The 25983-nt window shown below is 62.9% G+C and carries 24 protein-coding genes; 15 read left to right on the forward strand and 9 right to left on the reverse strand.

Annotation, left to right across the window (positions count from 1 at the left end; all coding sequences use genetic code 11):
• The first annotated feature begins 2 nt into the window (after positions 1 to 2).
• Complete coding sequence (locus AYB31_RS17435) at positions 3 to 6215, forward strand: DUF5801 repeats-in-toxin domain-containing protein (protein WP_068830042.1); 6213 nt, start codon at positions 3 to 5, stop codon at positions 6213 to 6215.
• Positions 6216 to 6284: 69 nt separating this feature from the next.
• Positions 6285 to 6626 (forward strand): tryptophan synthase subunit beta, encoded by a 342-nt coding sequence (locus tag AYB31_RS17440; protein WP_068830044.1) that lies wholly within the window; start codon positions 6285 to 6287, stop codon positions 6624 to 6626.
• A gap of 33 nt (positions 6627 to 6659) precedes the next feature.
• Here the strand turns inward: AYB31_RS17440 and gap are convergent, their stop codons facing one another.
• Together gap and AYB31_RS17450 are read right to left on the reverse strand one after the other, a co-directional pair.
• Positions 6660 to 7661: a type I glyceraldehyde-3-phosphate dehydrogenase gene (gene gap / locus AYB31_RS17445; RefSeq protein WP_068830046.1), complete on the reverse strand. Its 1002-nt coding sequence runs from the start codon at positions 7659 to 7661 to the stop codon at positions 6660 to 6662.
• A gap of 78 nt (positions 7662 to 7739) precedes the next feature.
• Positions 7740 to 8405, reverse strand: coding sequence for a COG3650 family protein (locus AYB31_RS17450; protein ID WP_068830048.1), 666 nt, complete (start codon positions 8403 to 8405; stop codon positions 7740 to 7742).
• Positions 8406 to 8534: 129 nt separating this feature from the next.
• Here AYB31_RS17450 and AYB31_RS17455 point away from each other — a divergent pair, with 129 nt between their 5' ends.
• The 11 genes from AYB31_RS17455 to AYB31_RS17505 all read left to right on the forward strand — a co-directional run bounded on the left by AYB31_RS17455 (position 8535) and on the right by AYB31_RS17505 (position 17405).
• Positions 8535 to 9584, forward strand: coding sequence for a diguanylate cyclase (locus tag AYB31_RS17455; protein WP_068830050.1), 1050 nt, complete (start codon positions 8535 to 8537; stop codon positions 9582 to 9584).
• Between the two features lie 78 nt (positions 9585 to 9662).
• Positions 9663 to 10304, forward strand: a complete 642-nt coding sequence (locus AYB31_RS17460; RefSeq protein ID WP_068830056.1) for a YceH family protein — start codon at positions 9663 to 9665, stop codon at positions 10302 to 10304.
• Between the two features lie 77 nt (positions 10305 to 10381).
• Complete coding sequence (locus AYB31_RS17465) at positions 10382 to 11056, forward strand: thermostable hemolysin (protein ID WP_068830058.1); 675 nt, start codon at positions 10382 to 10384, stop codon at positions 11054 to 11056.
• On the forward strand, positions 11046 to 12515 hold the full coding sequence (locus AYB31_RS17470) for an AMP-binding protein (protein WP_068830060.1): 1470 nt from the start codon (positions 11046 to 11048) through the stop codon (positions 12513 to 12515). Before AYB31_RS17465 ends, AYB31_RS17470 begins: the two co-directional genes overlap by 11 nt.
• A 10-nt stretch (positions 12516 to 12525) precedes the next feature.
• On the forward strand, positions 12526 to 13200 hold the full coding sequence (locus AYB31_RS17475) for a TenA family transcriptional regulator (RefSeq protein WP_068830062.1): 675 nt from the start codon (positions 12526 to 12528) through the stop codon (positions 13198 to 13200).
• Entirely contained in the window at positions 13187 to 13978 is a 792-nt protein-coding gene (locus AYB31_RS17480) for an SDR family oxidoreductase (protein ID WP_068830064.1), read from the forward strand. The genes AYB31_RS17475 and AYB31_RS17480 overlap by 14 nt, the downstream gene beginning before the upstream one ends.
• A gap of 2 nt (positions 13979 to 13980) precedes the next feature.
• A complete protein-coding gene (locus AYB31_RS17485) occupies positions 13981 to 14628 on the forward strand; it encodes a tetratricopeptide repeat protein (protein ID WP_068830066.1) in 648 nt (215 codons plus the stop codon).
• A 9-nt stretch (positions 14629 to 14637) separates the two neighbouring features.
• Complete coding sequence (locus AYB31_RS17490; protein WP_068830068.1) at positions 14638 to 15300, forward strand: response regulator; 663 nt, start codon at positions 14638 to 14640, stop codon at positions 15298 to 15300.
• Complete coding sequence (locus AYB31_RS17495) at positions 15297 to 16664, forward strand: ATP-binding protein (protein ID WP_068830070.1); 1368 nt, start codon at positions 15297 to 15299, stop codon at positions 16662 to 16664. Before AYB31_RS17490 ends, AYB31_RS17495 begins: the two co-directional genes overlap by 4 nt.
• Positions 16665 to 16700: 36 nt before the next feature.
• The gene (locus AYB31_RS17500; protein ID WP_068830072.1) at positions 16701 to 17009 is read left to right on the forward strand and encodes a DUF5629 family protein; all 309 of its coding nucleotides are present in this window, start codon (positions 16701 to 16703) and stop codon (positions 17007 to 17009) included.
• Positions 17010 to 17012: 3 nt separating this feature from the next.
• On the forward strand, positions 17013 to 17405 hold the full coding sequence (locus AYB31_RS17505; RefSeq protein ID WP_068830074.1) for a DUF488 domain-containing protein: 393 nt from the start codon (positions 17013 to 17015) through the stop codon (positions 17403 to 17405).
• Here the strand turns inward: AYB31_RS17505 and AYB31_RS17510 are convergent.
• The 7 genes from AYB31_RS17510 to AYB31_RS17540 form a co-directional block, all read right to left on the reverse strand.
• On the reverse strand, positions 17399 to 18160 hold the full coding sequence (locus AYB31_RS17510; RefSeq protein WP_068830076.1) for a carbon-nitrogen hydrolase family protein: 762 nt from the start codon (positions 18158 to 18160) through the stop codon (positions 17399 to 17401). The two genes, AYB31_RS17505 and AYB31_RS17510, sit on opposite strands and share 7 nt — an antisense overlap.
• Before the next feature lie 59 nt (positions 18161 to 18219).
• Positions 18220 to 19431 (reverse strand): serine/threonine transporter SstT, encoded by a 1212-nt coding sequence (sstT, locus tag AYB31_RS17515; protein WP_068830078.1) that lies wholly within the window; start codon positions 19429 to 19431, stop codon positions 18220 to 18222.
• Between the two features lie 329 nt (positions 19432 to 19760).
• The gene (locus AYB31_RS17520) at positions 19761 to 20462 is read right to left on the reverse strand and encodes an ABC transporter ATP-binding protein (RefSeq protein ID WP_068830080.1); all 702 of its coding nucleotides are present in this window, start codon (positions 20460 to 20462) and stop codon (positions 19761 to 19763) included.
• Positions 20462 to 21229: a high-affinity branched-chain amino acid ABC transporter ATP-binding protein LivG gene (livG, locus tag AYB31_RS17525; protein WP_068830082.1), complete on the reverse strand. Its 768-nt coding sequence runs from the start codon at positions 21227 to 21229 to the stop codon at positions 20462 to 20464. The genes AYB31_RS17520 and livG overlap by 1 nt, the downstream gene beginning before the upstream one ends.
• On the reverse strand, positions 21226 to 22485 hold the full coding sequence (locus AYB31_RS17530) for a high-affinity branched-chain amino acid ABC transporter permease LivM (protein ID WP_068830084.1): 1260 nt from the start codon (positions 22483 to 22485) through the stop codon (positions 21226 to 21228). The genes livG and AYB31_RS17530 overlap by 4 nt, the downstream gene beginning before the upstream one ends.
• Positions 22482 to 23405 carry a high-affinity branched-chain amino acid ABC transporter permease LivH gene (gene livH / locus AYB31_RS17535; protein ID WP_068830085.1) on the reverse strand — a complete coding sequence of 308 codons (924 nt, stop codon included), beginning with the start codon at positions 23403 to 23405 and terminating at the stop codon, positions 22482 to 22484. Before livH ends, AYB31_RS17530 begins: the two co-directional genes overlap by 4 nt.
• A 116-nt stretch (positions 23406 to 23521) precedes the next feature.
• Entirely contained in the window at positions 23522 to 24643 is a 1122-nt protein-coding gene (locus AYB31_RS17540; RefSeq protein WP_068830087.1) for a branched-chain amino acid ABC transporter substrate-binding protein, read from the reverse strand.
• A gap of 320 nt (positions 24644 to 24963) precedes the next feature.
• Between AYB31_RS17540 and AYB31_RS17545 the strand changes: the two genes are divergently transcribed.
• Positions 24964 to 25281, forward strand: coding sequence for a DUF2288 domain-containing protein (locus AYB31_RS17545; protein ID WP_068830088.1), 318 nt, complete (start codon positions 24964 to 24966; stop codon positions 25279 to 25281).
• Between the two features lie 66 nt (positions 25282 to 25347).
• On the forward strand, positions 25348 to 25707 hold the full coding sequence (locus tag AYB31_RS17550; protein ID WP_068830090.1) for a DUF5064 family protein: 360 nt from the start codon (positions 25348 to 25350) through the stop codon (positions 25705 to 25707).
• Positions 25708 to 25983 lie beyond the last annotated feature (276 nt).

Below are 25983 nucleotides of genomic sequence, written 5' to 3' on the forward strand. Positions count from 1 at the left end.
GGTTGAGTGCTACCGATGGCGGCATCATCAAGCTCTATGGCGATGGTGATGACGTGGTCGGCAAAGACGCCAGTGGCGACATCGTGTTCCGCCTGCACATGGATGAAAGCAGCGGTGATGTCACGCTGTGGCAGTACGAGGCGATCAACCATGGCTGGGATGGTAATGACCACGATGCTCTGAAAGAGCTGGCTGACGGGGTGCTGAAGGTCAAGGTGACCGTCTACGACAAGGACGGCGACTACGACAAGGCCTATGTCGACCTGGGCAAGGTGATTGGCTTCGAGGACGACGGGCCGAAGATCACCTGCTTCGAACTGGGTTATCGCGCCCATGTGATTGCGGATGAGTCGAAAGGTATTCTGGGTTCGCTCCAGGATGAACCGGGGCAGGTCTTGCCTGCGGATGAATGGTTCCACTCACCGGGCCCGGACGGGGCTGTAATTGGCTACGCCAGAGTGGACGGTGATGATCTGTTCAAGCTGACGGTCGATGCTGGCTCCGATAAAGAGGACACGAGCAAGCGTACCTTCGAGTTCAGCGTCAGCAATGGTGCTTTCTCGGGGCTGTATGCCACCGATGGTGGGGCGATCACGCTCTTTAACAACGGTGATGACGTGGTCGGCAAGGACGCCAATGGCGATATCGTCTTCCGTCTGCGCATCGACGAAGACGATGGTGATGTCACCCTGTGGCAATACGAAGCCATCAACCATGGACCGGATGGCAACGACCACGATGCTCTGAAAGAGCTGGCTGACGGTGTACTGAAGGTCAAAGTGACCGTCTACGACAAGGACGGCGATTACGACAAGGCGTATGTCGACCTTGGTAAGGTCATCGGCTTCGAGGATGACGGCCCTGCGGCCGGCCTCAGCTTTGCTTTCGTCGATGAGGACGGCAACGCAGCCTATGGCGCCTCCACACTGCCTGATCGACTGGTCGGTGGCCCGGATGACTCAAACTTCAATGTAGCGGACACCGGCAGGTTGGCTATCGATGCGGGCTCCGACGGGCTGAAGAGCGTTGCCTTCGCGGAAGGCACCGCCCACACGCTCTTTGGCCAAGTGGTCGAGTCCGGTGGGCATGAGGTGATGCTGGACTGGCAGGCTGCGCCGGGCGATGCGGGTGGCGTGCTCGAAGGCTATTACATGAATGGCGATGTGCGGGTATCCGTCTTTACCTTGGAGCTTGCCGCCAACAACCTCGATTACACCTTTGCACTGCATCAACCGCTCGATCACAACGTCCCGGGTACTGAGGACGAGCTGTATCTGAAGCTGGACTTCACCGTGACGGATGGAGATGGCGACACAGCCGATGGTGTCGTGAAAGTGGTGGTGGACGATGACACCCCGGTACTTAATGACAACTCCATCGAGTCCTGCCTCACCGTGACCTATGAGGGCGGTGACGCCGGGTTCTCCAACAGCTACGGCTACTACATCAAAGCCCCGGATGGCACTCCCACGGTGGGGGCCATCATCTGGGCCAATGTCCACGACATAGCGGTGGGTACATCCGCGACTGTGAGTGGGCTCAATCCCGAGGATGTCGGGTTCTTCATCATTCCTAACGGAGCATCCTTCAACGGTGGTGTTGCAGGGTATGCCGATGGCGCTGCCCTCACCTTTGTAGAGGGTGTCGATGGTTGGCAGGCCTATCTGGGCGGTGTGCCGCTCACCGGCGACGGCGGTGCCAATGCACTGTTCGACAATCCGTTGCTCAACCCGACAGATGATTCGCATGTGCAGGACAATGCCGCTCCCGGCAACGAGAACTGGGAGGATGTTCACGTCGGTGGCGACAGCGACTTCAACGATGTCAATGTGCAGGTGCAATGGAAGAATCTGGTTCATGAAGACAAGCTCTCTGTTCTGGATGCTCCTATTCCTGCTCCGTACGAGGGCAACGAGGAACTCAGTCAGTCGCTTGTAGCAACCGGTGGTGATGGAACACTGCTGTCTTTGGTGAACTTCGGTGCGGATGGCCCGGGTACGGTTTCGCTGATAGATGGCGACGTGAATGCTGTCATGAGCGGTGCAAACCCAGGGCTGACCTCGGGTGGGGAACCACTGTTCTATTCAGTCTCGGGTGGTGTGCTGACCGCCTATGCCGGTGAGGGCGGCGATCCGGTGTTCAGCCTGTCGGTCACCGAGGGTGGTGGCTACACCTTCACCTTGCTCGGCCCGCTGGACCACGATGCTACCCCGGCCACCGACAATGACCTCGATACCCTGGTCGCCAATGCCGGTATCGATTTCACCCGGGTGCTGAACATCACCGACTATGACGGCGACCCCGTCGACCTCAGCAATGCCAGCGGTCGCTTCGTGATTCGGGTGGAGGACGATGCGCCGATCGCGACTTGCGATGCAGCCTGCTTCACCGAGCAGGCGGCCACTACCAACATCCTCATGGCATTCGACTTCTCCAATTCGATGTTCTTTGATGCCGAGGGCGGTGGTAATCGTTTCGAGGCGATTTATGGCGCTGTCGACGATATGTTCGCGGCTTATGACGCCCAGGGCGACGTCAATATCCGCATCGTCGGCTTCAGCAATGGCGCTGCAGAGGGCAATGGTCTCTGGACGTCCGGCTGGTTCTCCTCGGCTACCGCGGCAGCGCAGTGGCTGCTGGATACCTTCAATGATCCGGGGCGGTCGCAACCGGGTGGCACCAACTATGAGGCCGCCCTGGATGCAGCCCGTGCGGCCTGGGCGGATGGGACACCCACAGAAGGTAGTAACGTCGCCTACTTCATCACGGATGGCTACTCCAATGGAGGCGATACCTACGGAGCCACCGGTGACTGGAGCAACTTCCTGACGGACGAGGGCTTTATCGGTAACTATGTGGTTGCCGTTGGAGGCAGTGGTGACGTTGACGATGACGGCACACTGTTTGACCTGGCGGAACTCAATGCCATAGCTACAGGTGCAGGTGGCGAGGTGATCCTCGCTGACTTCGGCTCAATCGCCGAGGATCTGGCCGGCACCGCGGTGCTCAATCAGCTTGAGGGCAACCTGGTGACCGGTGACGCACATGGTGGCGTTGCAGACCTCTCCGGTGCCGATGGCTGGCTGAAAGATGATGATGGCAACGATGCGCCTCTGGTGTCCGTCAAGTTCGACCGCAATGGCGATGGCGACTTTGACGATGCGGATGAGTCCTATGACATCGCTCAGGATGGTCCGACCCTCATCGACCTGGGAGGTGACCTCGGTTCAATCGAGTTCTATGCCAATGGCCAATACGTGTACAAGGCGGGTGACCTGCCGGCTGGTGAGCAAACGCTGAACTTCCAGTACACGGTGATGGACAATGACCGCACCAGTTCTACTGCCTGCTTCGAGCTCAACCTGAAAGGCATTCAGAACACCCTTCCGCAGGTGGGTGAGGCCATTGCCCGGGTTTCCGAGGAAGGACTTTCGACCCCGGCGGCGCCCTATGAGGGGTTGGAAGACAATGTCGGCCACCTTTCCGGAGATGACACAACCAATGCGACTTCGGTCATCAATGGGGTTATCAGCATCTCTGATGCGGATGGCGATGCCCTGACGGTCACCCTTGCAGCACCGGCTCCGGGCGTATTCATGTCGGGAGGTGTGCCGGTCGTCTGGAGTGGCGATGGTACCAATCACCTGGTCGGTACTAAGGGTGTTGGTGGCGTGACGATTCTCGAGGTTTCCGTCACTGCGGATGGCCACTACAGTGTCGAGCTGAAAGGCCCGGTCGATCATCCCTACCAGGGCGAAGGAACTGCCGGCGAGGATGTTCTCAGCCATGACTTCATCGTGCAGGTCTCCGATGGTACCGGCATGAGTGAAGGCAAGATCACCGTGCAGATCGAAGATGATTCGCCGGTGGCCAATGCCGTTACCAAGACTGGCCAGGCCGCGGTGGGCACCGACACCAACCTGCTGATCGTGCTGGACGTTTCCGGCAGCATGGGTGACCCGGCCAACGTGGGTGGCATGAGCCGTCTGGAAGTAGCCAAGAGCGCTCTGCTGGAGCTGTTTGAGCAGTACGACGCACTGGGTGACGTCAAGGTGAGCCTGGTGACATTTGCCACAGGTGCGACCACCAATCAGGTCTGGGTCAACCTTAGCGATGCCAAGGCTGCGGTACTGGCGCTCAACGATGGTGGCAACACCAACTATGACGCGGCGTTGATCAACGCTATCAATGCCTATGGCCAGACAGGCTCCAGCGGCGGCAAGTTGACTGGCACCGATGTGCAGAACGTTGCCTACTTCCTGTCCGACGGTTACCCGAACGAGCCAGGGTCGGATGCAGGGATTTCGAACAGCGACGGTACTGCTACCGACTGGCCGACCGCATACAACGACACGTCCGGCAATAACAACCAGGCCTCCGAGGAGCAGACCTGGATCAACTTCCTCAATGCCAATGACATCCGCGCCTATTCGCTTGGCATGGGCACCGGCGTTGATGCCGGCGCGCTGAATCCGATCGCGTACGACGGCAGCACAGGCACCAATACCAACGCCATCGTGGTGTCCAACCTCAACAACTTGACTGCGACTCTGGTCGCGACTGCCCAGGCCAGCCCGATCAACGGCAACCTGAAAGAGAATGGTGGCGGCTTCGGTGCCGACGGCGGCTTTGTGCGCAGCCTGACGGTGGGGGGTAACACCTACACCTATAACGGTGCTGGCGCCATGGTGGGCGCTACGCCGGGCGCCACCTTCAACAGCATGACCAATGTCCTAACCATCGTGCTGGCTGCGAGCGCCGGTACGCTGGCCGTGAACATGGACAGTGCTGCATTCACCTTCACCCCGCCCGATAGCATTGGCTCCGGTGGTATCGACCAGTCCATCGGCTTCGTTCTGCAGGACTTCGATGGTGATTACTCCGGTAACACGCTGTCGTTGCATATCGATCCTGCACAGAGCGTAACCGTGGTGCGTGATGACCTGGTGCTGACCAACCAGACCACCATCAATCTGCCTGACTGGACGCTGCTGCACAACGACACCGGGCCGAACAGTGCTACCCAGAGCATCACGGGGGTAGGCAGTTCGTCAGGTCTAACAAGTCTGTCCCATGGTGGCGGCAGCACACTGATCGTCGATAACGCCACGGCGGGTGGCTCGTTCGCCTATACCAACTCGGTCTCTCCAACCGACGAGGGGCATGTGGATGTGGTGCGCAGTACGGGCGACGTCATCAATGGCACCTTCCGGGACGAGATCCTGATTGGTGGCGCTGGTGCCGACACACTCAATGGTGGCGATGGCAATGACATCCTGATCGGAGGTGGTACGCCCATCGCGGTGTCTGTGGCTGCCAGTGTCACTGCTGATGGCGCGAGCTCGTCGTCCAATGCGGACTTCTTGCACTTTGCCTTCATGTCGGGTGGTGCGGGAGATTACATCCAGAGCATTGCAATCAACTTGCAAGGCGGTTTGGACGGCAACGCCACCTTTGACAATGACTGGGGCCCCAGCTTCAGCGGTCTTAGTGGGTTGAGCTCAGGTGATATTTCCTACTCGGGAAATACCAGCCCGACGCTGACCTTAAACTTCGCCGCTGGCAAGTTTGGTTTGGGTGACAGTTTCAACCTCAACATAGATGTTGATAACTTGAACCCCAGTGATCGTGGGATTGATTTTGCCGGTCGGCAGGTCGAGGCAACTATCACGCTGCAAGATGGCCGTACTCAGACGGTTACCTTCGTGGCTACTGATGGTACTGACGGAAATTCGGCAGCGGATGACGCCGCCGTGGCCAACTTCAACCTGTCGCCGCTTTCAGACCTGCTCAATGGCGGCAATGGCGACGATCTGCTGATTGGCAGCACGGGTGTGGACATCATGACCGGAGGTGCCGGCAAGGATATCTTCGCCTGGCAGCCTGGTGGACTGGGTGGCGGCGCGGATCACATCACCGACTTCCATGTGGATACCAGTGGTGTAACGTCCGATGCCTTGGATCTGTCACAGCTGCTTACCGGGCTGTCGGCGACTCCCAGTGGCGCGGAGCTGTCCAATTACCTGACGTTCACCTTTGGCGGAGGTTCGACAACTATCAACGTGGATGCCAACGGTTCCGCAGGTGGAGTTCAGACTGATCAGACCATTATTCTGGATGGCGTCAATCTATCCAGTGGCTCCTACTACGGCAGCACGGATGCAGGCACGATCATCTCTGGGTTGCTCGACGATCATGCTTTGAAGGTGGCTTAAACTCCACATCTACGTTCGGCCCGCTACCCTTACCAGGTAGCGGGCCTTTTCATGCCTGGAGGAAGCCACATGGTGTACGTGCAACGGGATGCGGATGGACGGCTGCTGCGGGTAGAACACGACCCCTTCGAGGACATGACCGAGACGCTGGCGGTCGAGAGTGAGGAGTTGCACAAGTGGATCGCGACCCAGGAGGAGGTTCGGGAGCGCTTAGCCAGCCTCAAGGACTCCGACCTGGAACTGGTTCGGGTGCTTGAGGACGTGGTCACCGCTCTGGTCACCAAGGGTGTAATCCGCTACACCGACCTGCCCGAGGCCGCAAGGCGCAAACTGGACCAGCGGGCCGTGACCCGTGCCGAGATCGAGGGTTTGAGCGGCCTGCTGGGCGACGACGACAATCACTTGATCTGATGCCTGCGGGGCCAGCAGGCTGGTCGTTCGCCGTCAGGGCTTGAGCCAGGCCAGCAGCACGTCCAGCAGGCGGTTGGCGAAGGCCCACTCGTTGTCGTACCAGGCCAGGACCTTGGCCAGGTTGTCGCCCTGTACCCGGGTATGGTTCAGGTCGACCACGCAGGACACCGGGTAACCATTGAAATCGCTGGAGACCAGCGGCAGGTCGTTGCATTCCATCACGCCCAGCGGCAGCTGGCGGGCGGCCTTTTGCAGGGTGTCGTTGAGCGCCTCGCGGCTGGTGGGGTGTTCGCTGGTGAAGGTCAGGTCGAGCAGCGAGACGTTGCTGGTCGGCACGCGCACGGCCAGGCCGTCCAGGCGCCCGGCCAGTTCCGGTATCACCAGGCCGATGGTCTTGGCCGCACCCGTGCTGGTAGGAATCATCGATACGGCAGCGGCGCGTGCCCGGTACAGGTCGCTGTGGGTCTTGTCCAACAGGTTCTGGTCGTTGGTGTAGGAGTGCACCGTGGTCATCAGGCCCTGGCGGATGCCGACCGCGGTGTGCAGCACTTGGGCCAGTGGTGCCAGGCAGTTGGTGGTGCAGGAGGCGTTGGAAACGATCTGCTGGTTGCCCAGCAGGTGATGATTGACGCCGTAGACCACGGTCAGGTCAGCAGTATCCAGGGGGTGTGAGAGCAGTACCCGTGGCGCTCCGGCGGCCAGGTGCTGTTCGGCCAGTATGCGTTTCTTCAGTCTGCCGGTGCAGTCCACCACCACATCCACGGCCAACTGTTTCCAGGGCAGCTGGGTGATTTCCTTCTGGCCGATCAGGCGGATCGACTGGCCACGCACTTGCAGGATGTCGTCGTGCAGGTCGACCTGGCCGAGGAAGCGGCCGAAGGTCGAGTCAAAGCGGGTCAGGTGGGCGAGGGTGGTGAAATCTCCGGTCTCGTTGATCGCTTCCACGTGGATCTGATTTTCCAGCCCGCGCTCGAACAGGGCGCGGAGCAGGGCGCGACCAATGCGCCCGTATCCGTTAAGGGCAATACGCAGCATGGCAGTCTCCGACTGTCTGGGTCCGCCTTGAGCATAGGCGGCCTCACACCAGTCTGCGTATGAATGCCGGTCCTCGCCTCAGCGGCGCGCGCCACCGAACGAGGCACAACCGCGCTGCACCTCGCCATTGATGCGCAGTTCGGCACTGAGATGCTGCACGCTGCCACTCATGCTGTCCGTACAGCGCTGCGGGGCCAGCCAAAGCTCCAGGCGCTGGCCGTTGGCCTCGCTGCTGAGGTTGAAGCGGCCTTCCGGTAGCTGTTCTTCTAGGTAGGGCACCGCCAGTGGCGCCTGGCCTGGGCGTAGCAGCACCAGGCCTTTACCACTGACGCCCAGGCTCCAATCCGGTTCATGACCGCTGGCGCGCAGCAGCAGGCGTTCGAAGCCTGGCTCGTTGCAGCCTGGCCCTTCGCCTTGTAGGCGATAAACCTGGGTTGGGTGCATCTCGCCATCCACGCCCTGGCTCTTGCTACCGGTTACATTACCCAGCAGGTCGACGAACAGACTGTCGTGGCCATCGGCGAACAGGCCGGCAGCTTCTCGCACGATCTCGCTGCTGCCGTCGTTGACCACTTCGATAGTTCGCTGCTCGTTGCAGGGGTTCAGCAGCAAGCGCCCCTGAGCCTGGCTCAGCTGGCCCTGCAAGCGCTGCGGTGGGGTGGGGGGCGTGCTGTCATACACGCTGAACATTTGGCAGCCGGCGAACAGTGGCAGCAGGGCGAAGAACAGGTGGCGGGTATTCATGGAGCTCTCCTTGCGACAAGCGGCCAAGTTACCCAGAGGCAGGCCGCAGCTCAAGGGCGCGCGATCTGCGTTTGCTTGTATAGTCGCAGCCGGGCAGCCATGCTCAGTGCAAGTACCCCGGATGTGATCATGGACAGAAGCACCGGCTCAGGCCTTTCCTTCGCTAAACGTATCTATCTGCCGCGCAGCATCGGCCTGGGCATAGGTTTCTTCTGCGTTGCCGCGGCTATGTGGCCGCTGCAGCCCGCGCCGTGGGTCTGGGCACTGCTGCTGTTCAATGGTTTTCTCTGGCCGCATCTGGCTTTTCAGTGGGCGCGCCTTTCGCCCATGCCCTTCAAGAGCGAGCGACGCAACCTGCTGATCGACTCGGTATTCGGCGGTTTCTGGGCTGCAGCCATGCAGTTCAATGTGCTGCCGACGGTGACCATCCTGGCGATGATGGCGATGAACAATATCGCCGCTGGCGGCGGCCGCTTTTTCCTCAAGGGCAGCCTGGCCATGTTCAGCGGCATGGCCCTGGCGCTGCCGACGTTCGGCCCGGCCTTCAGTCCCGATACCAGCATGCTGCAGCTCTATGCCTGCTTGCCGATGCTGGTGCTTTACCCGCTGGCGCTGGGCTGGGTCAGCTATCGGCTGAGCATCAAGCTGGCCGAGCACAAGCAGGCGCTGCGGGCGGTCAGTCGCACCGACAGCCTGACCCGGCTGTACAACCACGGCCACTGGAAGGACCTGCTGCAGCGCGAGTTCGACAAGTGCCGCCACGGTCAGCAGCGCGCGACCGTGGCGTTGATCGACGTCGATCACTTCAGGTCGATCAACGACAACCATGGCCATCTGGTCGGCGATAGCGTGCTGCGTCTGTTGAGCGAACGCCTGGTGCGCAGCCTGCGCGAAGAGGATCTGGCCGGGCGTTACGGCGGCGACGAATTCTGCGTGATTCTGCCCAGTACGCCTCCCGTGCTGGCGGCAGAGGTCATGGAACGTCTGCGCGTGGAGCTCGCCGAAGTCCGCAGTGAGCTGGCGCCGCAACTGCAGATCACGCTGAGCATCGGCCTGGCGGGGTACAGCCCGAGGCAGCTGGACGCCAGCCATTGGCTCAGGGACGCCGATCAGGCGCTGTATCAGGCCAAGCATCAGGGGCGCAATCGGGTGGTGATGGCCAGCGAGGCGGCGGGCTAGGGCGCTTCCGTTCCCCGAGTTCCCAGGTGGGCGCTGGCGTGGCAGGCTAGGCACCTGCCAATCAGCCCGGATCTGCCCATGACCAGCGAAGTTCAAGCCGAGCGCGAGCCGCTCAGTGCCATCGATGTGCGCATTCTCGGTTGCCTGATCGAGAAACAGGCCACCACCCCGGAAACCTACCCGCTGACCCTCAACTCCCTGGTGCTGGCCTGTAATCAGAAGACCAGCCGCGAGCCCCTGATGAACCTCACCGAAGGGCAGGTCGGCCAGGCTCTGCGCAGCCTGGAGGGGCGTGGCCTGGCGCGCCTGGTGATGGGCGGGCGGGCTGACCGCTGGGAGCATCGGGTGGACAAGGCCCTGGAGCTGGTCAAGCCGCAGCAAGCGTTGCTCGGCCTGCTGTTCCTGCGTGGCCCGCAGACCACCAGCGAGCTGCTCACCCGCAGCAATCGCCTGTATACCTTCGAGGATACCGCCGAGGTTCAACACCAACTGGAACGCCTGATCGGGCGCGATCTGGCCTGCCTGTTGCCACGCCAAGGCGGCCAGCGCGAGGATCGCTACATGCATCGACTGGGCGAAGAGGACGATCTGCAGGCCCTGCTGGCCGCACGCAGCCAGGCCGATACGGGGCCGCGCAGCGCTGCGGACGACGGCCGCATCGCCGAACTGGAGGCGCGCGTAGCCGCCCTGGAAGAACGCCTGGCGCGCCTCGAAGGCTGAGTGCCGATCAGCTTCAGAATTCATTAAGACTCCCTGCCGATACTCCCTTCCATGGCTAACCCCGTGGAGGGAGTTCGATGAATCAAAACCCCTGGAACATCCCCTTTCCGCTGTCTTTCGGCAGCGACCCAGCTCAGCAGTCCAGTCTGTGGCTGGCTGATACGCAGCAGGCGCGTGCCGAATTCGAAGCGTTCGTCCAGGCGCGCTTCAATGAGGCCCACGGTGCACGGATCAGCCGCTTCATGCCGGAGCTGGTCGGTCTGCGCAATCCGGACGGAGAGCTGACGGCCGTCTGCGGCGTGCGTCTGGCCCGTGACGAGAACCTGTTCCTCGAACACTACCTGCAGGTGCCGGCACAACAGGTCATCGCTGGCCTGGCGCAACGCCCGGTGCAGCGTGGCGAGATCGTCGAGGTCGGCAATCTGGCCGCCAGCAGTGCCGGCAACGCCCGCCTGATCATCATCGCCATGACCGGCCTTCTGGCGCGTCGTGGCTTGCAGTGGGTGGTCTTCACTGGCGCGCCGACGCTGATCAACAGCTTCCGCCGCCTGGGACTGGAACCGATGCGCCTGTGTGAGGCCGACCCGAACCTGCTGGGCGACCAGCAGCATGATTGGGGGCAGTACTACGAGCAGCGGCCGCAGGTGTTCGCCGGCAATATCCAGCTGGGCAATCGCCGCCTCTGCGAGCAGGGTGTGATGCAGCGCCTGGGTTTTCTTCAGCCCTGTGCGGAGGCCATCCATGCAGCCTGAACTGAGTTTCATGCGATCGGTGCTGGTCGGTCATGCCGACTGCCAGCCGCAGCGTCTGGCGCTGTGGGGCGACAGCGCGCGCCTGGACTACCAGGGCATGCTCGACGAGCTGCAGCGGCGCGAGGCGCTGCTGCGCAGCGAGCGGGTCGAGGTTCTGGCGCTGGCCCTGGAAAATGGGCCGGATGCCGTGCTCTGGGACCTGGCGGCACTGTTTGCCGGGGTCGCCTGCCTGATCCTGCCGCCGTTCTTCAGCGCTGCTCAGCGTGCCCATTGCTTGCGCCAGAGCGGCGCAACCCTGGCGCTTGCCGAGGCCGGCATGGCGGAGGAGTTGCAGGCCTGTGGTTTCCATCAGGAGGGGCAGTTCTGGCGCGGCGCAGCTGCCGTCGATTGCCTGAAACTGCCGACTGGAACGGCCAAGATCACCTACACCTCGGGCACTACCGGCACCCCCAAGGGTGTTTGCCTGAGCGCCGAAGCCATGCTCAAGGTTGCCCGTGAGCTGCAGCAGGCCAGCCGCGAAACTGCGCCGCAACAGTATCTGGCGGTGCTGCCGCTGGCGGTGTTGCTGGAAAACCTCGGCATCTATGCCGCGCTGCTGGCCGGCGCCACCCTCAGTCTTCCCTCTCAGGCCATGCTCGGCATCAGCGGTGCCAGTGGCGTGGATTGGCCGCGTCTTTTTGGGCAGATGGCGATGCGCGGGGCGCAGAGCCTGATCCTAGTACCGCAGTTGCTGCTCGGGCTGGTCACCGCGGTGGAGCGTGGCCTGATGCCGGCCAATGGATTTCGCTTCATCGCCGTGGGCGGCGCGCGGGTATCCCCGCAGTTGCTTGAGCGTGCGGCGCGAGTCGGCCTGCCGGTCTTCGAGGGTTACGGTCTGTCCGAGTGCGCCTCGGTGGTCTGCCTGAACCGGCCAGGTGCGGTACGGCCCGGTACCGTGGGCAAGCCCTTGCCGCATGTGCGGGTGCGCCTGGCCGAAGATGGCGAAGTGCTGGTGGCCGGCTCGCACCTGCTCGGCTACCTCGGTGAGCCCGAGTTCCAGGGCGAATGGTGGCCGACCGGCGATATCGGCGAGTTCGATGCCGACGGCTACCTGCAGCTGCGCGGACGCAAGAAGCACCAGTTCGTCACCAGTTTCGGCCGCAACGTCAACCCGGAGTGGGTCGAGTCCGAACTGACCCAGCGCGGGGTGATCGCCCAGGCCTTCGTGCATGGCGAGAGCCTGCCCGAGAACGTTGCGCTGCTCTGGCCGCTCGATCCCAGCTGCACTGACGAGCAACTGGAGGCCACGGTACAGCAGGCCAACGCAGTGTTGCCGGACTACGCCCGTATCGGTCGCTGGCAGCGCCTGCAGCAACCATTTACCCCTGCCAGCGGCCTGTTGACTGCCAACGGCCGGCTGCGCCGCGACGCCATCCTGGCGCGCTATGGCGAACTTTTTACTGAATCCCTGACTGTCTGAGGTAAGGCCCATGAATTTCTTCGATGAACTGCAAACCGCCACCCGCGCCGAGCGCGATGATCTGTTCAGCGTACCGGTGATCCGCGACGCCCTGGCTGGCAAGGTCAGCCTGGACGGCTATATCGCCTTCCTGACGCAGGCCTACTACCACGTGCGCCACACCGTGCCGCTGATGATGGCGTGCGGCGCGCGCCTGCCCAGTGGCATGGAGTGGTTGCGCAAGGCGGTGTGCGAATACATTGACGAGGAATACGGCCATGAGCAGTGGATCCTCAACGATATCGCTGCCTGTGGCGGCGATGCCGAGGCCGTGCGCCTGGGCCAGCCGAGCCAGGCCATCGAGCTGATGGTCAGCTACCTGTACGACACCATTGCCCGTGGTAATCCGGTCGGCCTGTTCGGCATGGTCAACGTACTGGAGGGCACCAGCATCGCGCTGGCCACCCAGGCCGCCGGCACCATCCAGCAAACCCTGGCCTTGCCCAAGGAAGCCTTCAGCTACCTGTTCTCCCACGGCTCCCTGGACATCGGTCACATGCAGCACTACCGCAACCTGATGAACCAGCTCGAACGCGCCGAGGACAAGGCGGCGGTGATTCATGTCAGCAAGGTGGTGTATCGCCTGTATGCCGACATGTTCCGCGGCCTGCCGCGGGTCAGCGAGGTGCAGCATGCGCTTGCCTGAGTGTCGCGGCGTACTCACCGGGGCCAGTGGCGGCATCGGCCTGGCCCTGGCCGAGCAACTGTGTGCCGGGGGCGCCAGGCTGATCGCCGTGGCGCGGCGCGGCGAGGCGCTGGATGACCTGGTCCGACGCTATCCGCAGCAGTTGCAGAGGATCGAAGCCGATCTGACCACGCCAGCAGGGCGCCAGGCGGTGCTGGAGGCCGCGCGTGAGATGGGCGGCGTGAATCTGCTGATCAACGCTGCCGGGATCAACCGCTTCGCCATGCTCGAACAGCTCGACGATGGGCAGATCGCCGAGATGCTCAATATCAACCTGGTGGCCACCGTGCAGCTGACCCGCGCCCTGTTGCCACTGCTGCGCCAGCAGCACCAGGCGTTGCTGGTCAATGTCGGCTCCACCTACGGCTCGATCGGTTATGCCGGTTACGCCACCTACTGCGCCAGCAAGTTTGCCGTGCGCGGTTTCTCCGAGGCGCTGCGCCGCGAGCTGGCCGACACTGGCGTCGGCGTGCTGTATGTCGCGCCACGAGCCACCCGCACGGCGATGAACAGCGGCCCGGCGGAGGCGCTCAATTCGGCGCTCAAGGTGGCCACGGACAGCCCGCAGCGGGTTGCCGGCGAAGTAATGGCGGCGATCACGGCCGACCGCAGCGAACTCTATCTCGGCTGGCCGGAGAAATTCTTCGTTCGCCTCAACGGCATGCTTCCCGGCGTGGTGGATCGCGCACTGCGCAAGCAGTTGCCGACCATCCGCCAATTCAGCAAGAAGGAGACTTGAGCATGAACAAACTCGTTGCCCTCATGGCCGCACTCTGTTTCAGCCTGCCCGCCTGGGCCGCGCTGGATGAGGCCGGCAGTCAACGCCTGCAGCAGGTACAGGAACGCTGGGCACAGATTCAGTACGCGACGCCTGAAAAGCAGCGCCCCAAGGCTTTCGAAGAACTGGCGGTGGAAACTTCGGCCTTCACCCAGGCTCAACCCACAGCAGCCGAAGCCTGGATCTGGCATGGCATCGTCACCAGCAGCTGGGCCGGTGCCGAGGGTGGGCTGGGCGCGCTGGGCAAGGTCAAGGACGCCAAACGCTATCTGGAGAAGGCCATTGCGCTCGATCCGAAGGCGCTCAACGGCTCGGCCTACACTAGCCTGGGTACCCTGTATGACCGTGTACCGGGCTGGCCCATCGGCTTTGGCGATGAGGACAAGGCCGAGCAATTGCTCAAGCAGGCACTGCAGATCAACCCCCAGGGGATCGACAGCCTTTTCTTCTGGGGTGACCATCTGTTCCGTCAGGGGCAGTATGCGCAGGCCCGTGAGGCACTGGAAAAAGCACGCCAGGCACCGCCGCGCGCAGGTCGCGAGCTGGCCGACAAGGGCCGTCAGGGTGAGATCAGCGAGCTGCTGAAGGCCGTGGACAAGAAGCTCAACTAAGGAGCCGCGATGCGTTTATTGCTGGTCGAGGATGACAAGGCCCTGGGCGAAGGTTTGCGCCTGGGCCTGCGCCAGGAAGGCTACACCGTGGATTGGCTGCAGGACGGCGCCAGCGCCGTGCATGCGCTGCTCAGCGAGGAATTCGACCTGCTGGTGCTCGACCTCGGCCTGCCGCGCCTGGATGGCATCCAGGTGCTGCGCCAGTTGCGCGGTAGCGGCTCGGCCTTGCCGGTGCTGATCCTCACTGCGCGCGATGCCACCGAGGATCGCATCGCCGGCCTGGATGCGGGTGCCGACGACTATCTGGTCAAACCCTTCGATCTCGATGAGCTCAAGGCGCGCCTGCGGGCTTTGCTGCGGCGCAGCGCCGGGCGTGCCCAGGTGCTGATCGAACACGCCGGTATCAGCCTCGACCCGGCCAGCCAGCAGGTCAGCTATCTGGGCAAGCCGGTGCCGATGACGCCCAAGGAATACCTGTTGCTGCACGAATTGCTGTCGCAGCCCGGCAAGGTGCTCACCCGCGAGCGTCTGGCCCAGTCGCTCTACGGCTGGGACGAGGAGGCCGAGAGCAACACCCTGGAGGTGCATATCCATCACCTGCGCAAAAAGCTGTTCAGCGGCCTGATTCGCACGGTGCGCGGGGTGGGTTATCTGGTCGAGGAGCAGTCGTGAGTTCCATTCGCCGGCGGACCCTGGCGCTGGTGCTGAGTCTGATGTTGCTCGGTACCCTGCTGGTAACCCTGTTCAACTATTTCGATAGCGCCCACGAGATCGAAGAGGTCTATGACGCCCAGTTGGCCCATACCGCGCGCATGCTCCAGGGCGTGATGCGCGTGCCTGTGCAGGACAGCGAGCGCGACAGTCTGTACGCCGCCTTCAATGCCGCGCTGGAGCATGCGGGCCAGCGCAAACCGGGGCATCCCTACGAGAGCAAGCTGGCCTTCCAGGTGTGGAGCCCGGCGGGCGAGGTACTGGTGCGCAGTGCGGCGGCGCCACAGCTCGATACGCCCCCGGTAGCTGAGGGCTATTCGACTTTTGATCTGGGCCGCCATCAATGGCGCGGCTTTCTGCTCAAGGACCCGCAGCGAGGTCTGCTGATCTGGACCGGCGAGCGTGATGACGTGCGCCAGGAACTGATCGACAGCATTGTGCGCCACACGCTCTATCCCAACCTGCTGGGCAGCCTGGCGCTGGCCGCGCTGCTCTGGTGGGCGATCGGCTGGGGTCTGGCGCCACTGCGCAACATGGCCGAGGTGATTCGCGGGCGCCATGCCGACAGCCTGGAGCCGCTGCAGCTCGACCCGCTACCCAGCGAGCTGGCGCCCATGCAGGCGGCGCTCAACCGCCTGCTGGCACAGATCGATCTGGTCCTGGAGCGCGAGCGACGGCTGATCGCCGACGCCGCTCACGAGTTGCGTACGCCCTTGGCGGTGTTGCGCGTACACGCGCAGAACGCGGTTCAGGCCCAGGATGAGGAGGAACGCCGGCAGTCCGTGCAGTACCTGATCGGCGGGATCGACCGGGCCACGCGGGTGGTCAATCAGTTGCTGACCATGGCCCGGATCGAGCCGGCGCTGGGCAATGCCGGGCATGCTGTGATCGATCTGCAGGCCCTGGTCCGCGAAACGCTGGCCGAACTCACGCCCTGGGTGTTGCGCCAAGGCCTGGAGCTGTCGTTGGAAGTGGGCGAGGGCGACTTTCACCTGGCTGCGGACGCCGCCACGCTCGGCATCGCCCTGCAGAACCTGGTGACCAATGCGGTGAACTTCTCACCGCCCGAGGGCAAGGTAAAGGTCGTGTTGCAGGCAGACGGTGTGCATCTGTCGTTGCGTGTCGAGGATCAGGGACCGGGTATCCCGGTAGAGGACCTGGAGCGGGTATTCGAGCGCTTCCACAGCCGCAATAACAGCCAGGGGGCGGGGCTCGGCCTGGCCATCGTGCGGCGCATTGCCGAGCTGCATGGCGGCAGCATCCGCCTGAGCAACCTGGCGGGCGGCGGCCTCTGCGCCAGCCTGGAGCTCCCCCGCTCGGTCTGACGTATCATGGGGCCTTGCTTTCAGACGGACGTCCCCATGAGCGATACCCCGAATCTACTTGGTGCCCTGCAAGGCGCCGACATGCTGCTGATCGATGGCTTGCACGCCTGGCAGTTCGAGCTGGACGAACAGGCCAGCGGCGAGCAGGCCCAGCTGACGATCGAGTGCATGGACGGCCGCACGCGGCGGGTCTGGAGTTTCACTGCCGCAGCCGTGGCTGCCGCACGCGTCGGCGCTGCAGCGGATAGCTGGCATATCGACGACGGTGCCGGTACTCACGAACTGGTCTGCCTGGGCGCGATCAGTGCGGACAACGACGATGAAGAAGAGCCAGACGAGGGCTGAGGCATGATCCGCTGCAAGCGGGTCTATGAGCCCGCGGCTGCAGAAGACGGCGCGCGCATCCTGGTCGACCGCCTGTGGCCGCGCGGTTGCAGGAAGGACAGCCTCGGCCTGCGCGCCTGGCTCAAGGAAGTTGCGCCATCTGAGGCCCTGCGCAAAACGTTCTGCCACGACCCCGCCCTATATGATGAGTTTCGCCGGCGCTATCGCGGCGAACTGGCGGCCCATCCCGAACACTGGCAGGGCTTGCTGGAACTGGCGGGCAAGGGCGAGCTGACGTTGTTGTTCGCCGCGCGCGACGAACACTTCAACAATGCCCGGGTGCTGGCCGAGTTTCTCGAAGACGAGCTGGAGCGACTCGGGCCGCCCAGTTCACCGGTGTGTTACGCGGGTCAGTAGGACGCGACAGCGAAACTGCTGGCCGTCCATTCGCCATGCCTCTGGCGCACTACCAGCAGATGCTCGCCTGGTCCGTCGGTTGCCGCGAGCAACTGTCCGCCGGGAGCCCAGAAGGCGCTGCGTCCAGCTGCGTCATAGCCGCCCGAGGGGGCTCCATGGTTGGACAGCAGAACCGCATAGCCATGCTCGGCCGAGTAGCGCTGCAGGTGAGCCATGTCTGCCGCATAGCCTTGTTTCGACAGCAGGACGCCGGCCAGGTAAAGATCGGCACCGTTGCGGGCCGCCGCTAATGCATGTTCGGGATGAGTGATATCGGCGCAGATGGCGAGCGCGGCGTTGCGTCCGGCAACTCGCACCAGGGCACTGTCAGCCTGTCCCGCCGTGGACCAGCGTTCCTCACCGGTATGCAGGTGGTGCTTGTGATAGTGGCTGTGGCTGCCGTCAGGGAACAGCACCAGCGCACCGATATGCGGACGGTCGGTGCCACTATCCAGTGGCGCGCCGAGCACCAGGGTCATGTCATGACGCTGTGCCAGGCTGTGCAGGGGAGCGAGTCGCGGATCCTGGGCACCAGTAGTGCATTTCGCGACCTGCTCGGGTTCGTAGCCGCTGAGCGACAGTTCGGGGAACAGCAAAAGCTGTACGCCCTGTTCGGCAGCCAGGCTCACCTGGGCGCAGTGGCGTTGTACGTTGTGTTCCAGATCACCCGCGATCGAGCAGGTCTGGGCGGCGGCGATGCAAAACGAGTCATCCATGCTGGGTTCCGTCATCGGTCAGATAAAGAAAGGCCGCCTCGAAAGGCGGCTTTGGTCATTCAGGCCTTGTCCCGTGCCAGGCAGGCTGCTGCAGTGAACAGTGCATCGGTGGAGGAGTTCAAGGCGGTTTCCGCGCTGTCCTGCAGGATGCCGATGATAAAGCCGATGGCCACCACCTGCAGTGCCACGTCGGCGGGGATGCCGAACAGGCTGCAGGCCAGGGGGATCAGCAGCAGCGAGCCGCCGGCCACGCCCGAGGCTCCGCAGGCGCAGACGGCCGAGACCACGCACAGAAGCAGGGCGGTGGGCATGTCCACGGCGATGCCGAGGGTATGCACGGCGGCCAGGGTCAGCACGCTGATGGTGATGGCCGCACCGGCCATGTTGATGGTGGCGCCCAGCGGGATGGAGACCGAGTAGGTGTCCTCGTGCAGGCCCAGACGTTGGCACAGCTGCAGGTTGACTGGAACGTTGGCCGCCGAGCTGCGGGTGAAGAACGCGGTGATGCCGCTCTCGCGCAGGCAGGTGAAGACCAGCGGGTAGGGGTTGCGGCGGATCTGGCTGAAGACGATCAGCGGATTGACCACCAATGCGACGAAGAGCATGCAACCGACCAGTACGGCGAGCAGGTGGGCGTAGCCGAGCAGGGCTTTGAGGCCGGCGTCGGCGAAGGTGGTGGCGACCAGGCCGAAGATGCCCAGCGGTGCGCAGCGAATTACCACGCGCACTATCAGGGTGACGCCGTGAGCCAGGTCGGCGAATACCGCGCGGGTGGTATCGCTGCCGTGGCGAATGGCGATGCCGAGGCCGATGGCCCAGGCCAGGATGCCGACAAAGTTGCCGCGCAGCAGGGCGTTGACCGGGTTGTCCACCACGTTCAGAGCCAGGGTCTTGAGTACCTCGGCGATGCCGCCGGGTGGGGTGGTGCCGGTAGCGGCGTTCTGCAGGGTCAGTGTCGAGGGCCACAGGCTGCTGGCGACTACTGCAACCACCGCGGCGGCCAGGGTGCCGAACACATACAGCAGCAGGATCGGGCGGATATGGGTGGGCTGGCCCGGCTTGTGGTTGGCGATGGCCGAGGCCACCAGGATAAATACCAGGATTGGCGCCACGGCTTTCAGGGCCGAAATGAACAGGCTGCCGAGGAAGCCGACTTCGTCGGTCGCCTGCGGAGCGAACAGGGCGAGCAGAATACCGGCGATCAGGCCGATGGCGATCTGCAGGACCAGGCTGGTGCGATTGAGCAGTTGCAGGATGGGACGATGGATCATGATCGATGTTCCTGAGGTTCAGCATGCGGCGCGGGTGGCGCACGGCATGCGGGGCGACAGTCCGGAACGGCGCAGGGGGTGAGCTGGCCGGCTGGACGGTCGGATTCCGGAGGCCTGCCGGATGGCGGCAGACGCAGAAAACGAGGCGCGATTCTAAAGGCCTGCACGATTTTGTGCGGGCCTTCCGTCAGGCCGCGTTTGCAGGTGGTTGTTCAAGGCGCACAACGGCGGGAAGGGGCAACTTGCCTATGTCGGCAGGCCGCCGCGAGCCCATTCCCAGCGCCAATGAAAACGGCCCGTGAGGGCCGTTTGCATTCAGGCCAGGCGCATCAGCCGCCCAGGTAGGCGTCGCGCACCTTGGGATCGACCAGCAGGTCGGCGCCGCTGCCCTGCATGACGATCCGGCCGTTTTCCAGTACGTAGGCACGGTCGGCCAGCTTGAGCGCCTGGTTGGCGTTCTGCTCGACCAGGAACACGGTCACGCCATCACGACGCAGCTGTTCGATGATGTCGAAGATCTGCTGGATGATGATCGGTGCCAGGCCCAGCGAAGGTTCGTCGAGCAACAGCAGCTTGGGCTTGCTCATAAGCGCGCGGCCGATGGCAAGCATCTGCTGTTCGCCGCCGGACATGGTGCCGGCACGTTGCTCGAAGCGCTCCTTGAGGCGCGGGAACAGGTGCAGGACCTTGTCCATCTGCTCCTGGAAGTCGGCCTTCTCGGTGAAGAAGCCGCCCATGGCCAGGTTTTCCTCGACGGTCAGGCGGGCGAACACGCGGCGGCCTTCCGGCACGACGGCGATGCTCTTGCGCATGATGTCGCAGGACTCCTGGCCGACCAGTTCCTCGCCCAGATAGCGGATGCTGCCACTGGCCGCGCGCGGCGAACCGCACAGGGTCATCAGCAGGGTCGACTTGCCGGCGCCGTTGGCGCCGATCAGGGTGACGATCTCGCCTTGCTGCACTTCGATGCTGACATCGTGCAGGGCCTGGATCTTGCCGTAGAAGGTGGAGACGTTTTCAAAACGCAGCATTAGGCTTCCCCCAGATAGGCTTTGATCACGTCCGGGTTGTTGCGGATCTGCTCCGGCGTGCCGTCCGCCAGGGGGGTGCCCTGGTTGATCACGTAAATGTGGTCGGAAATGCTCATGACCAGCTTCATGTCGTGCTCGATCAGCAGCACGGTCACGTCATGCTTGTCGCGCAACATGCCGATCAGCGCCTTGAGGTCTTCGGTTTCGCGCGGGTTGAGGCCGGCGGCCGGTTCGTCGAGCATGAGGATGCGTGGGCGCGTCATCATGCAGCGGGCGATTTCCAGGCGGCGCTGCTGGCCGTAGGCCAGGGTGCCGGCCGGGCGGTTGGCCACGTCGGTGAGGTTGACCACTTCCAGCCAGTGCGCGGCGTACTCCATTGCTTCCTTTTCGCTGCGGCGGAAGCCCGGAGTCTTGAACAGACCGGAGAGGAAGTTGGTGTTGAGGTGGCGGTGCTGGGCGACCAGCAGGTTCTCCACCGCAGTCATTTCCTTGAACAGGCGAACGTTCTGGAAGGTCCGCACCACGCCCTTGCGGGCGATCTTGTGGCCAGGCAGCTTTTGCACCGGCTCGCCATCGAGCAGGATTTCCCCGTCGGTGGGCTGGTAGAAGCCGGTCAGGCAGTTGAACACGGTGGTCTTGCCGGCTCCGTTGGGGCCGATCATCGACACGACCTTCTTGGGCTGCACGGAGAGGGCGACATTGTTGACGGCCAGCAGGCCGCCGAAGCGCATGGTCAGCCCGCTGACTTCGAGAATCGGGCGGCTCATGGTTTCAGCTCCAGGTGGGGGCGTTGCATGGGCAGCAGGCCCTGCGGACGCCAGATCATCATCAGTACCATCAGCGCTCCGAAGAACAGCATGCGGTACTCGCTGAATTCGCGCATCAGCTCCGGCAGCAGGATCATCACCACGGCGGCGAGGATGATGCCGAGCTGCGAGCCCATGCCACCCAGTACGACGATGGCGAGGATGATCGCCGATTCGATGAAGGTGAAGGACTCCGGCGTCACCAGGCCCTGGCGGGCGGCGAAGAAGCTGCCGGCGAAACCAGCGAAGGTGGCACCCAGGGTGAAGGCCGAGAGCTTGATCACGGTGGGGTTCATGCCCAGTGCGCGACAGGCGATCTCGTCTTCACGCAGTGCCTCCCAGGCACGGCCGATGGGCATGCGCAGCAGGCGGTTGATCACGAACAGGGTCAGCAGTACCAGCAGCAGGGCGATCAGGTAAAGGAAGATCACCTTGTTGATCGAGTTGTAGGCAACGCCGAAGAACTCGTGGAAGGTCTGCATGCCCTCGGCAGCGCGGCGCTCGAAGGACAGGCCGAACAGGGTCGGTTTGTCGATGCTGCTGATGCCGTTGGGGCCGCCGGTCAGCTCGGTCATGTTGCGCAGCAGGATGCGGATGATCTCGCCGAAACCGAGGGTGACGATGGCCAGGTAGTCACCGCGCAGGCGCAGCACCGGGAAGCCGAGGATGAAGCCGAAGAAGGCTGCCATCAGGCCGGCGATCGGCAGACATACCCAGAAGCCCAGGCCGTAGTAGTGCGACAGCAGCGCGTAGCTGTAGGCACCGACGGCGTAGAAGCCGACGTAGCCCAGGTCGAGCAGGCCGGCCAGGCCGACCACGATGTTCAGGCCGAGGCCGAGCATGACGTAGATCAGGATCAGGGTGGCGATGTCCACGGCGCCGCGGCTACCGAAGAACGGCCAGGCCAGGGCGACCACGATCAGGCCGAGAATGATCCAGCGCTGGGTCGAGGGCAGGGTGAGGAAGTTGCTCGCCTTGCTTGGCACGCTCGGCAGCCTGGGGGCTTGAGCCCAGGCGGCGCCGATCTGATTGCGGAACAGTTGCCAGCAGAACATGGCAATGGCGCAGCCGGCGATGGTCCAGAGCACGGCCGGGCTGGCGCCGTGTACTTCCAGCTTGATACCGACCGTGGTCAGCTTCAGGCCGAGTACCGGATAGGCCACGGCGACTACCAGCAGGGCGCTGAAGAAGGCGGTTTTGAGGTTCTTGGCGATCATACTTTTTCAACCTCCGGACGGCCCAGAATGCCGGTCGGCCGGAACAACAGCACCAGGACCAGCAGGCCGAAGGCCACCACGTCCTTGTATTGGTCTCCGAAGATGTCGGCACCGAAGGCTTCGGCCACGCCGAGCACCAGGCCGCCAAGCATGGCGCCGGGGATGCTGCCGATGCCGCCGAGTACCGCGGCGGTGAAGGCCTTGATCCCGGCCAGGAAGCCGATGTGCGGGTTGATCACACCATATTGCATGCCCAGCAGCACCGCGGCCACGGCGGCCAGAGTGGCGCCGATGACGAAGGTCAGGGCGATGATGTTGTTGGTGTTGATGCCCAGCAGGTTGGCCATGCGGATGTCCTCGGCGCAGGCGCGGCAGGCGCGACCCAGACGGGACTTGGAGATGAACAGGGTCAGGCCGTACATCACCAGGATGGTGACGACGAAGATCAACACCTGCATGTAGGAGATCACCACGCCATTCATGGTGCTCTCGCCGAACACCAGGTTGCCTGGGATCAGGTTGGGAATGGCTTTGTCTTTCGAGTCCTGCGCAAGAAGCACTTCGTTCTGCAGGAAGATCGACATGCCGATCGCGGAAATTAGCGGGATCAGGCGGTTACTGCCGCGAAGCGGCCGGTAGGCGACCCGTTCGATGCTGTAGCCGTAGGCGCTGGCGACGATGATACTGGCAGCGAAGGCGCCGATGATCAGTATGGGCAGGCTGTCGAGGCCCATCATGGTCAGCCCGGCGATGACGATGAAGGCTACGTACGAGCCAATCATGTACACCTCGCCGTGGGCGAAGTTGATCATGCCGATGATGCCGTAGACCATGGTGTAGCCGATGGCGATCAGGGCGTAGGTGCTGCCAACGGTCAGACCGTTAACCAGCTGTTGCAGGTAGTGATAGAGCTCAGGCATTACCTAACTCCTCGGCACGTTCCGTAAAGCGGCGCTTGTGACGCGACGGCGGCCGGAATACTCGATAAAACAAAGCCCACTGCTTGCGCAGTGGGCTTTGGGTTCAGGCGGGAAGCTTACTTGGCTTCGGTTTTGGTACCGTCCTGGTGCCACTCGTAGACCACGAAGCTGAAGTCCTTCAGGTCACCCTTTTCGTCGAAGGCCAGGGAGCCGGTCGGGGTGTCGAAGCTGTTGGCGCGCAGGGCTTCGGCAACCTTGGCGGTGTCGTCGCTGCCGGCTTTCTTGATGCCTTCGGCGATGACCTGCACGGCGGCGTAGGCCGGGAACACGAACGGGCCGCTCGGGTCCTGGTTCTTGGCTTTGAAGGCCTCGACCAGCGCCTGGTTCTTCGGATCCTGATCGAAGGACTTCGGCAGGGTCACCAGCAGGCCTTCGGAGGCCGGGCCGGCAATGGCGGAGATTTCCTTGTTACCCACGCCTTCCGGACCCATGAACTTGACGGTCAGGCCTTTCTCGGCCGACTGACGCAGCAGCAGGCCCAGTTCCGGGTGGTAGCCGCCGTAGTAAACGAAGTCGACACCGGCTTGCTTGAGCTTGGCGATCAGTGCAGAGAAGTCCTTGTCGCCGGCGTTGATGCCTTCGAACAGTGCAACCTTGGTGCCTTTGCTTTCCAGGGTCTGCTTGACCGCGGTGGCGATACCTTCACCGTACTGCTGCTTGTCGTGGACGACGGCAACGGCCTTCGGCTTGATGTGGTCGGCAATGAAATTGCCGGCGGTCGGGCCCTGCAGGCTGTCCAGACCGATGGTGCGGAACACCAGCTGATAGCCGCGAGCGGTGATGTCCGGGCTGGTGGAAGCCGCGGTGATCATCAGGATGCCTTCGTCTTCGTAGATGTCGGACGCCGGCTGAGTGGAGCTGGAGCAGAGGTGACCAACCACGAACTTCACTTCGTCGTTGACGATCTTGTTGGCTACGGCCACGGCTTGTTTCGGATCGCAAGCGTCGTCGTACTTGACGCCTTCGAGCATCGCGCCGTTCACCCCGCCGGCCTTGTTGATCTGCTCGATAGCCATCTCGGCACCGATGAACTGCATTTCGCCGTACTGGGCAACAGCACCGGTTACCGGGCCGGCCAGGGCGATCTTGATGGTGTCAGCGGCCATCGAGTAGCTGGCGGCGCCGGCGAGGGCCATGGCGGCGAACAGCTTGGTCACTTGCTTGGTAGCTTGTTTCATAGTGCTCCACTCTTATGTGTTTTCGTTCTTGTAATCCATGCGGCCAAAAGCTGCAGGACCGGATTGGATACCCCGGCCATGCCCCCGGCAACTGTACCGGCACAGTGTAGAACTCAGTTTCGCGGCTTGGAAAGCGCACAGTTCGAGGCATGCAGGGTGGGTGTCGCTTAATTGAAATAAACGTACAGAATAACGGCGCTCTTTTTCGGTGACTGGTAGGTCCTTCTGCGGAGAGGTATTCGGAGTGATCTTGCCTGCACGATGCTGGGCGCTATCATGGCGCGCTTCTGCAAACGTGTGTTTTCTACCCAGGCCAAGACATGACCGAACAAATAAGCACCCTCTATGCCAAGTTACTTGGCGAAACAGCCAAGATTTCCTGGGCAGAGCTGCAACCCTTCTTTGCTCGTGGCCAGTTGTTGTGGGTCGGCACCGCGCAGGACCTGGTGGAAGTCGCGCAGGCCGTGGCCGAGGATGATGGCGCCCGGGTCGGCGCCTGGCTGCAGGCGGGGCAGGTGGCCAAGGTGGACGAGACACTGGCTCAGGATTATCTGCAGCGTGATCCGGAGCTCTGGGCTGTTGTGGTCTCGCCCTGGGTACTGATCCAGGAGCGTGCGGTGGGTACATCGGTGCACTGATTCGGTGGGCTGTTTAGCCATCCAGCTGGTCTAGACTGGGATCTCGACCAGTAAGGAGCATGCGCAATGTTCGAACCAGGCCATCTGCACCGGGCCAGCTTGCCAGGCCAGATCAATTACTCTGTGGATCTCTTCTATGAAGTGCGGCGCGACCCGAGCGAGGGGCCGATGATGCACTTTCGTATGCAGGGGCATATCGCCGGCAAGGCCTTCACGGATGAATTCGAGCTGCACCGCGACACGGCCTTCAACTTCGCCAGCGTGGCCTCGCGTGTGGCTGCCAAGCATGGTTTGCCGACCAATCATTCGCTGATCATGCGTGGGCACGACGAGTTCGATCGGATGTTCGAGGACATTCGCGAGAAGCTGGGTGGCAAGCCGGGTGATACGGTAAACCTCGACCATCTGGAAAAGGATGGTCTGTGACGCCAGCGCTCTCCATACAAAAAAGCCCCGCTGATGCGGGGCTTTTTTGTATGGAGAGTGACGCCGAGCCAGTGCGGCCCCGAAGGGGTGAGGCCCTCGGGCCGAATAACCGGGGACGCAGTCCCTGGTGAGAGTTCGCCAGGCAATAAAAAAGCCCCGGGTTTTCACCTGGGGCTTTTGAATTTGGCTCCGCGACCTGGACTCGACGGCGCCAGCCGAACGCGCTTCAGCGCGGCCCCGAAGGGGTGAGGCCCTCGGGCCGAATAACCGGGGACG

This window comes from Pseudomonas sp. BMS12 (assembly GCF_001592875.1).
Classification (GTDB): Bacteria; Pseudomonadota; Gammaproteobacteria; order Pseudomonadales; family Pseudomonadaceae; genus Aquipseudomonas.

What these genes read in the sequence shown, in the direction of transcription:
- AYB31_RS17440 (WP_068830044.1), top strand. Translation starts at nt 6,285, where the DNA reads ATGGTGTACGTGCAACGGGATGCGGATGGACGGCTGCTGCGGGTAGAA.
- gap (WP_068830046.1), bottom strand. Translation starts at nt 7,661, where the DNA reads ATGCTGCGTATTGCCCTTAACGGATACGGGCGCATTGGTCGCGCCCTG.
- AYB31_RS17450 (WP_068830048.1), bottom strand. Translation starts at nt 8,405, where the DNA reads ATGAATACCCGCCACCTGTTCTTCGCCCTGCTGCCACTGTTCGCCGGC.
- AYB31_RS17455 (WP_068830050.1), top strand. Translation starts at nt 8,535, where the DNA reads ATGGACAGAAGCACCGGCTCAGGCCTTTCCTTCGCTAAACGTATCTAT.
- AYB31_RS17460 (WP_068830056.1), top strand. Translation starts at nt 9,663, where the DNA reads ATGACCAGCGAAGTTCAAGCCGAGCGCGAGCCGCTCAGTGCCATCGAT.
- AYB31_RS17465 (WP_068830058.1), top strand. Translation starts at nt 10,382, where the DNA reads ATGAATCAAAACCCCTGGAACATCCCCTTTCCGCTGTCTTTCGGCAGC.
- AYB31_RS17470 (WP_068830060.1), top strand. Translation starts at nt 11,046, where the DNA reads ATGCAGCCTGAACTGAGTTTCATGCGATCGGTGCTGGTCGGTCATGCC.
- AYB31_RS17475 (WP_068830062.1), top strand. Translation starts at nt 12,526, where the DNA reads ATGAATTTCTTCGATGAACTGCAAACCGCCACCCGCGCCGAGCGCGAT.
- AYB31_RS17480 (WP_068830064.1), top strand. Translation starts at nt 13,187, where the DNA reads ATGCGCTTGCCTGAGTGTCGCGGCGTACTCACCGGGGCCAGTGGCGGC.
- AYB31_RS17485 (WP_068830066.1), top strand. Translation starts at nt 13,981, where the DNA reads ATGAACAAACTCGTTGCCCTCATGGCCGCACTCTGTTTCAGCCTGCCC.
- AYB31_RS17490 (WP_068830068.1), top strand. Translation starts at nt 14,638, where the DNA reads ATGCGTTTATTGCTGGTCGAGGATGACAAGGCCCTGGGCGAAGGTTTG.
- AYB31_RS17500 (WP_068830072.1), top strand. Translation starts at nt 16,701, where the DNA reads ATGAGCGATACCCCGAATCTACTTGGTGCCCTGCAAGGCGCCGACATG.
- AYB31_RS17505 (WP_068830074.1), top strand. Translation starts at nt 17,013, where the DNA reads ATGATCCGCTGCAAGCGGGTCTATGAGCCCGCGGCTGCAGAAGACGGC.
- AYB31_RS17510 (WP_068830076.1), bottom strand. Translation starts at nt 18,160, where the DNA reads ATGGATGACTCGTTTTGCATCGCCGCCGCCCAGACCTGCTCGATCGCG.
- sstT (WP_068830078.1), bottom strand. Translation starts at nt 19,431, where the DNA reads ATGATCCATCGTCCCATCCTGCAACTGCTCAATCGCACCAGCCTGGTC.
- AYB31_RS17520 (WP_068830080.1), bottom strand. Translation starts at nt 20,462, where the DNA reads ATGCTGCGTTTTGAAAACGTCTCCACCTTCTACGGCAAGATCCAGGCC.
- livG (WP_068830082.1), bottom strand. Translation starts at nt 21,229, where the DNA reads ATGAGCCGCCCGATTCTCGAAGTCAGCGGGCTGACCATGCGCTTCGGC.
- AYB31_RS17530 (WP_068830084.1), bottom strand. Translation starts at nt 22,485, where the DNA reads ATGATCGCCAAGAACCTCAAAACCGCCTTCTTCAGCGCCCTGCTGGTA.
- livH (WP_068830085.1), bottom strand. Translation starts at nt 23,405, where the DNA reads ATGCCTGAGCTCTATCACTACCTGCAACAGCTGGTTAACGGTCTGACC.
- AYB31_RS17540 (WP_068830087.1), bottom strand. Translation starts at nt 24,643, where the DNA reads ATGAAACAAGCTACCAAGCAAGTGACCAAGCTGTTCGCCGCCATGGCC.
- AYB31_RS17545 (WP_068830088.1), top strand. Translation starts at nt 24,964, where the DNA reads ATGACCGAACAAATAAGCACCCTCTATGCCAAGTTACTTGGCGAAACA.
- AYB31_RS17550 (WP_068830090.1), top strand. Translation starts at nt 25,348, where the DNA reads ATGTTCGAACCAGGCCATCTGCACCGGGCCAGCTTGCCAGGCCAGATC.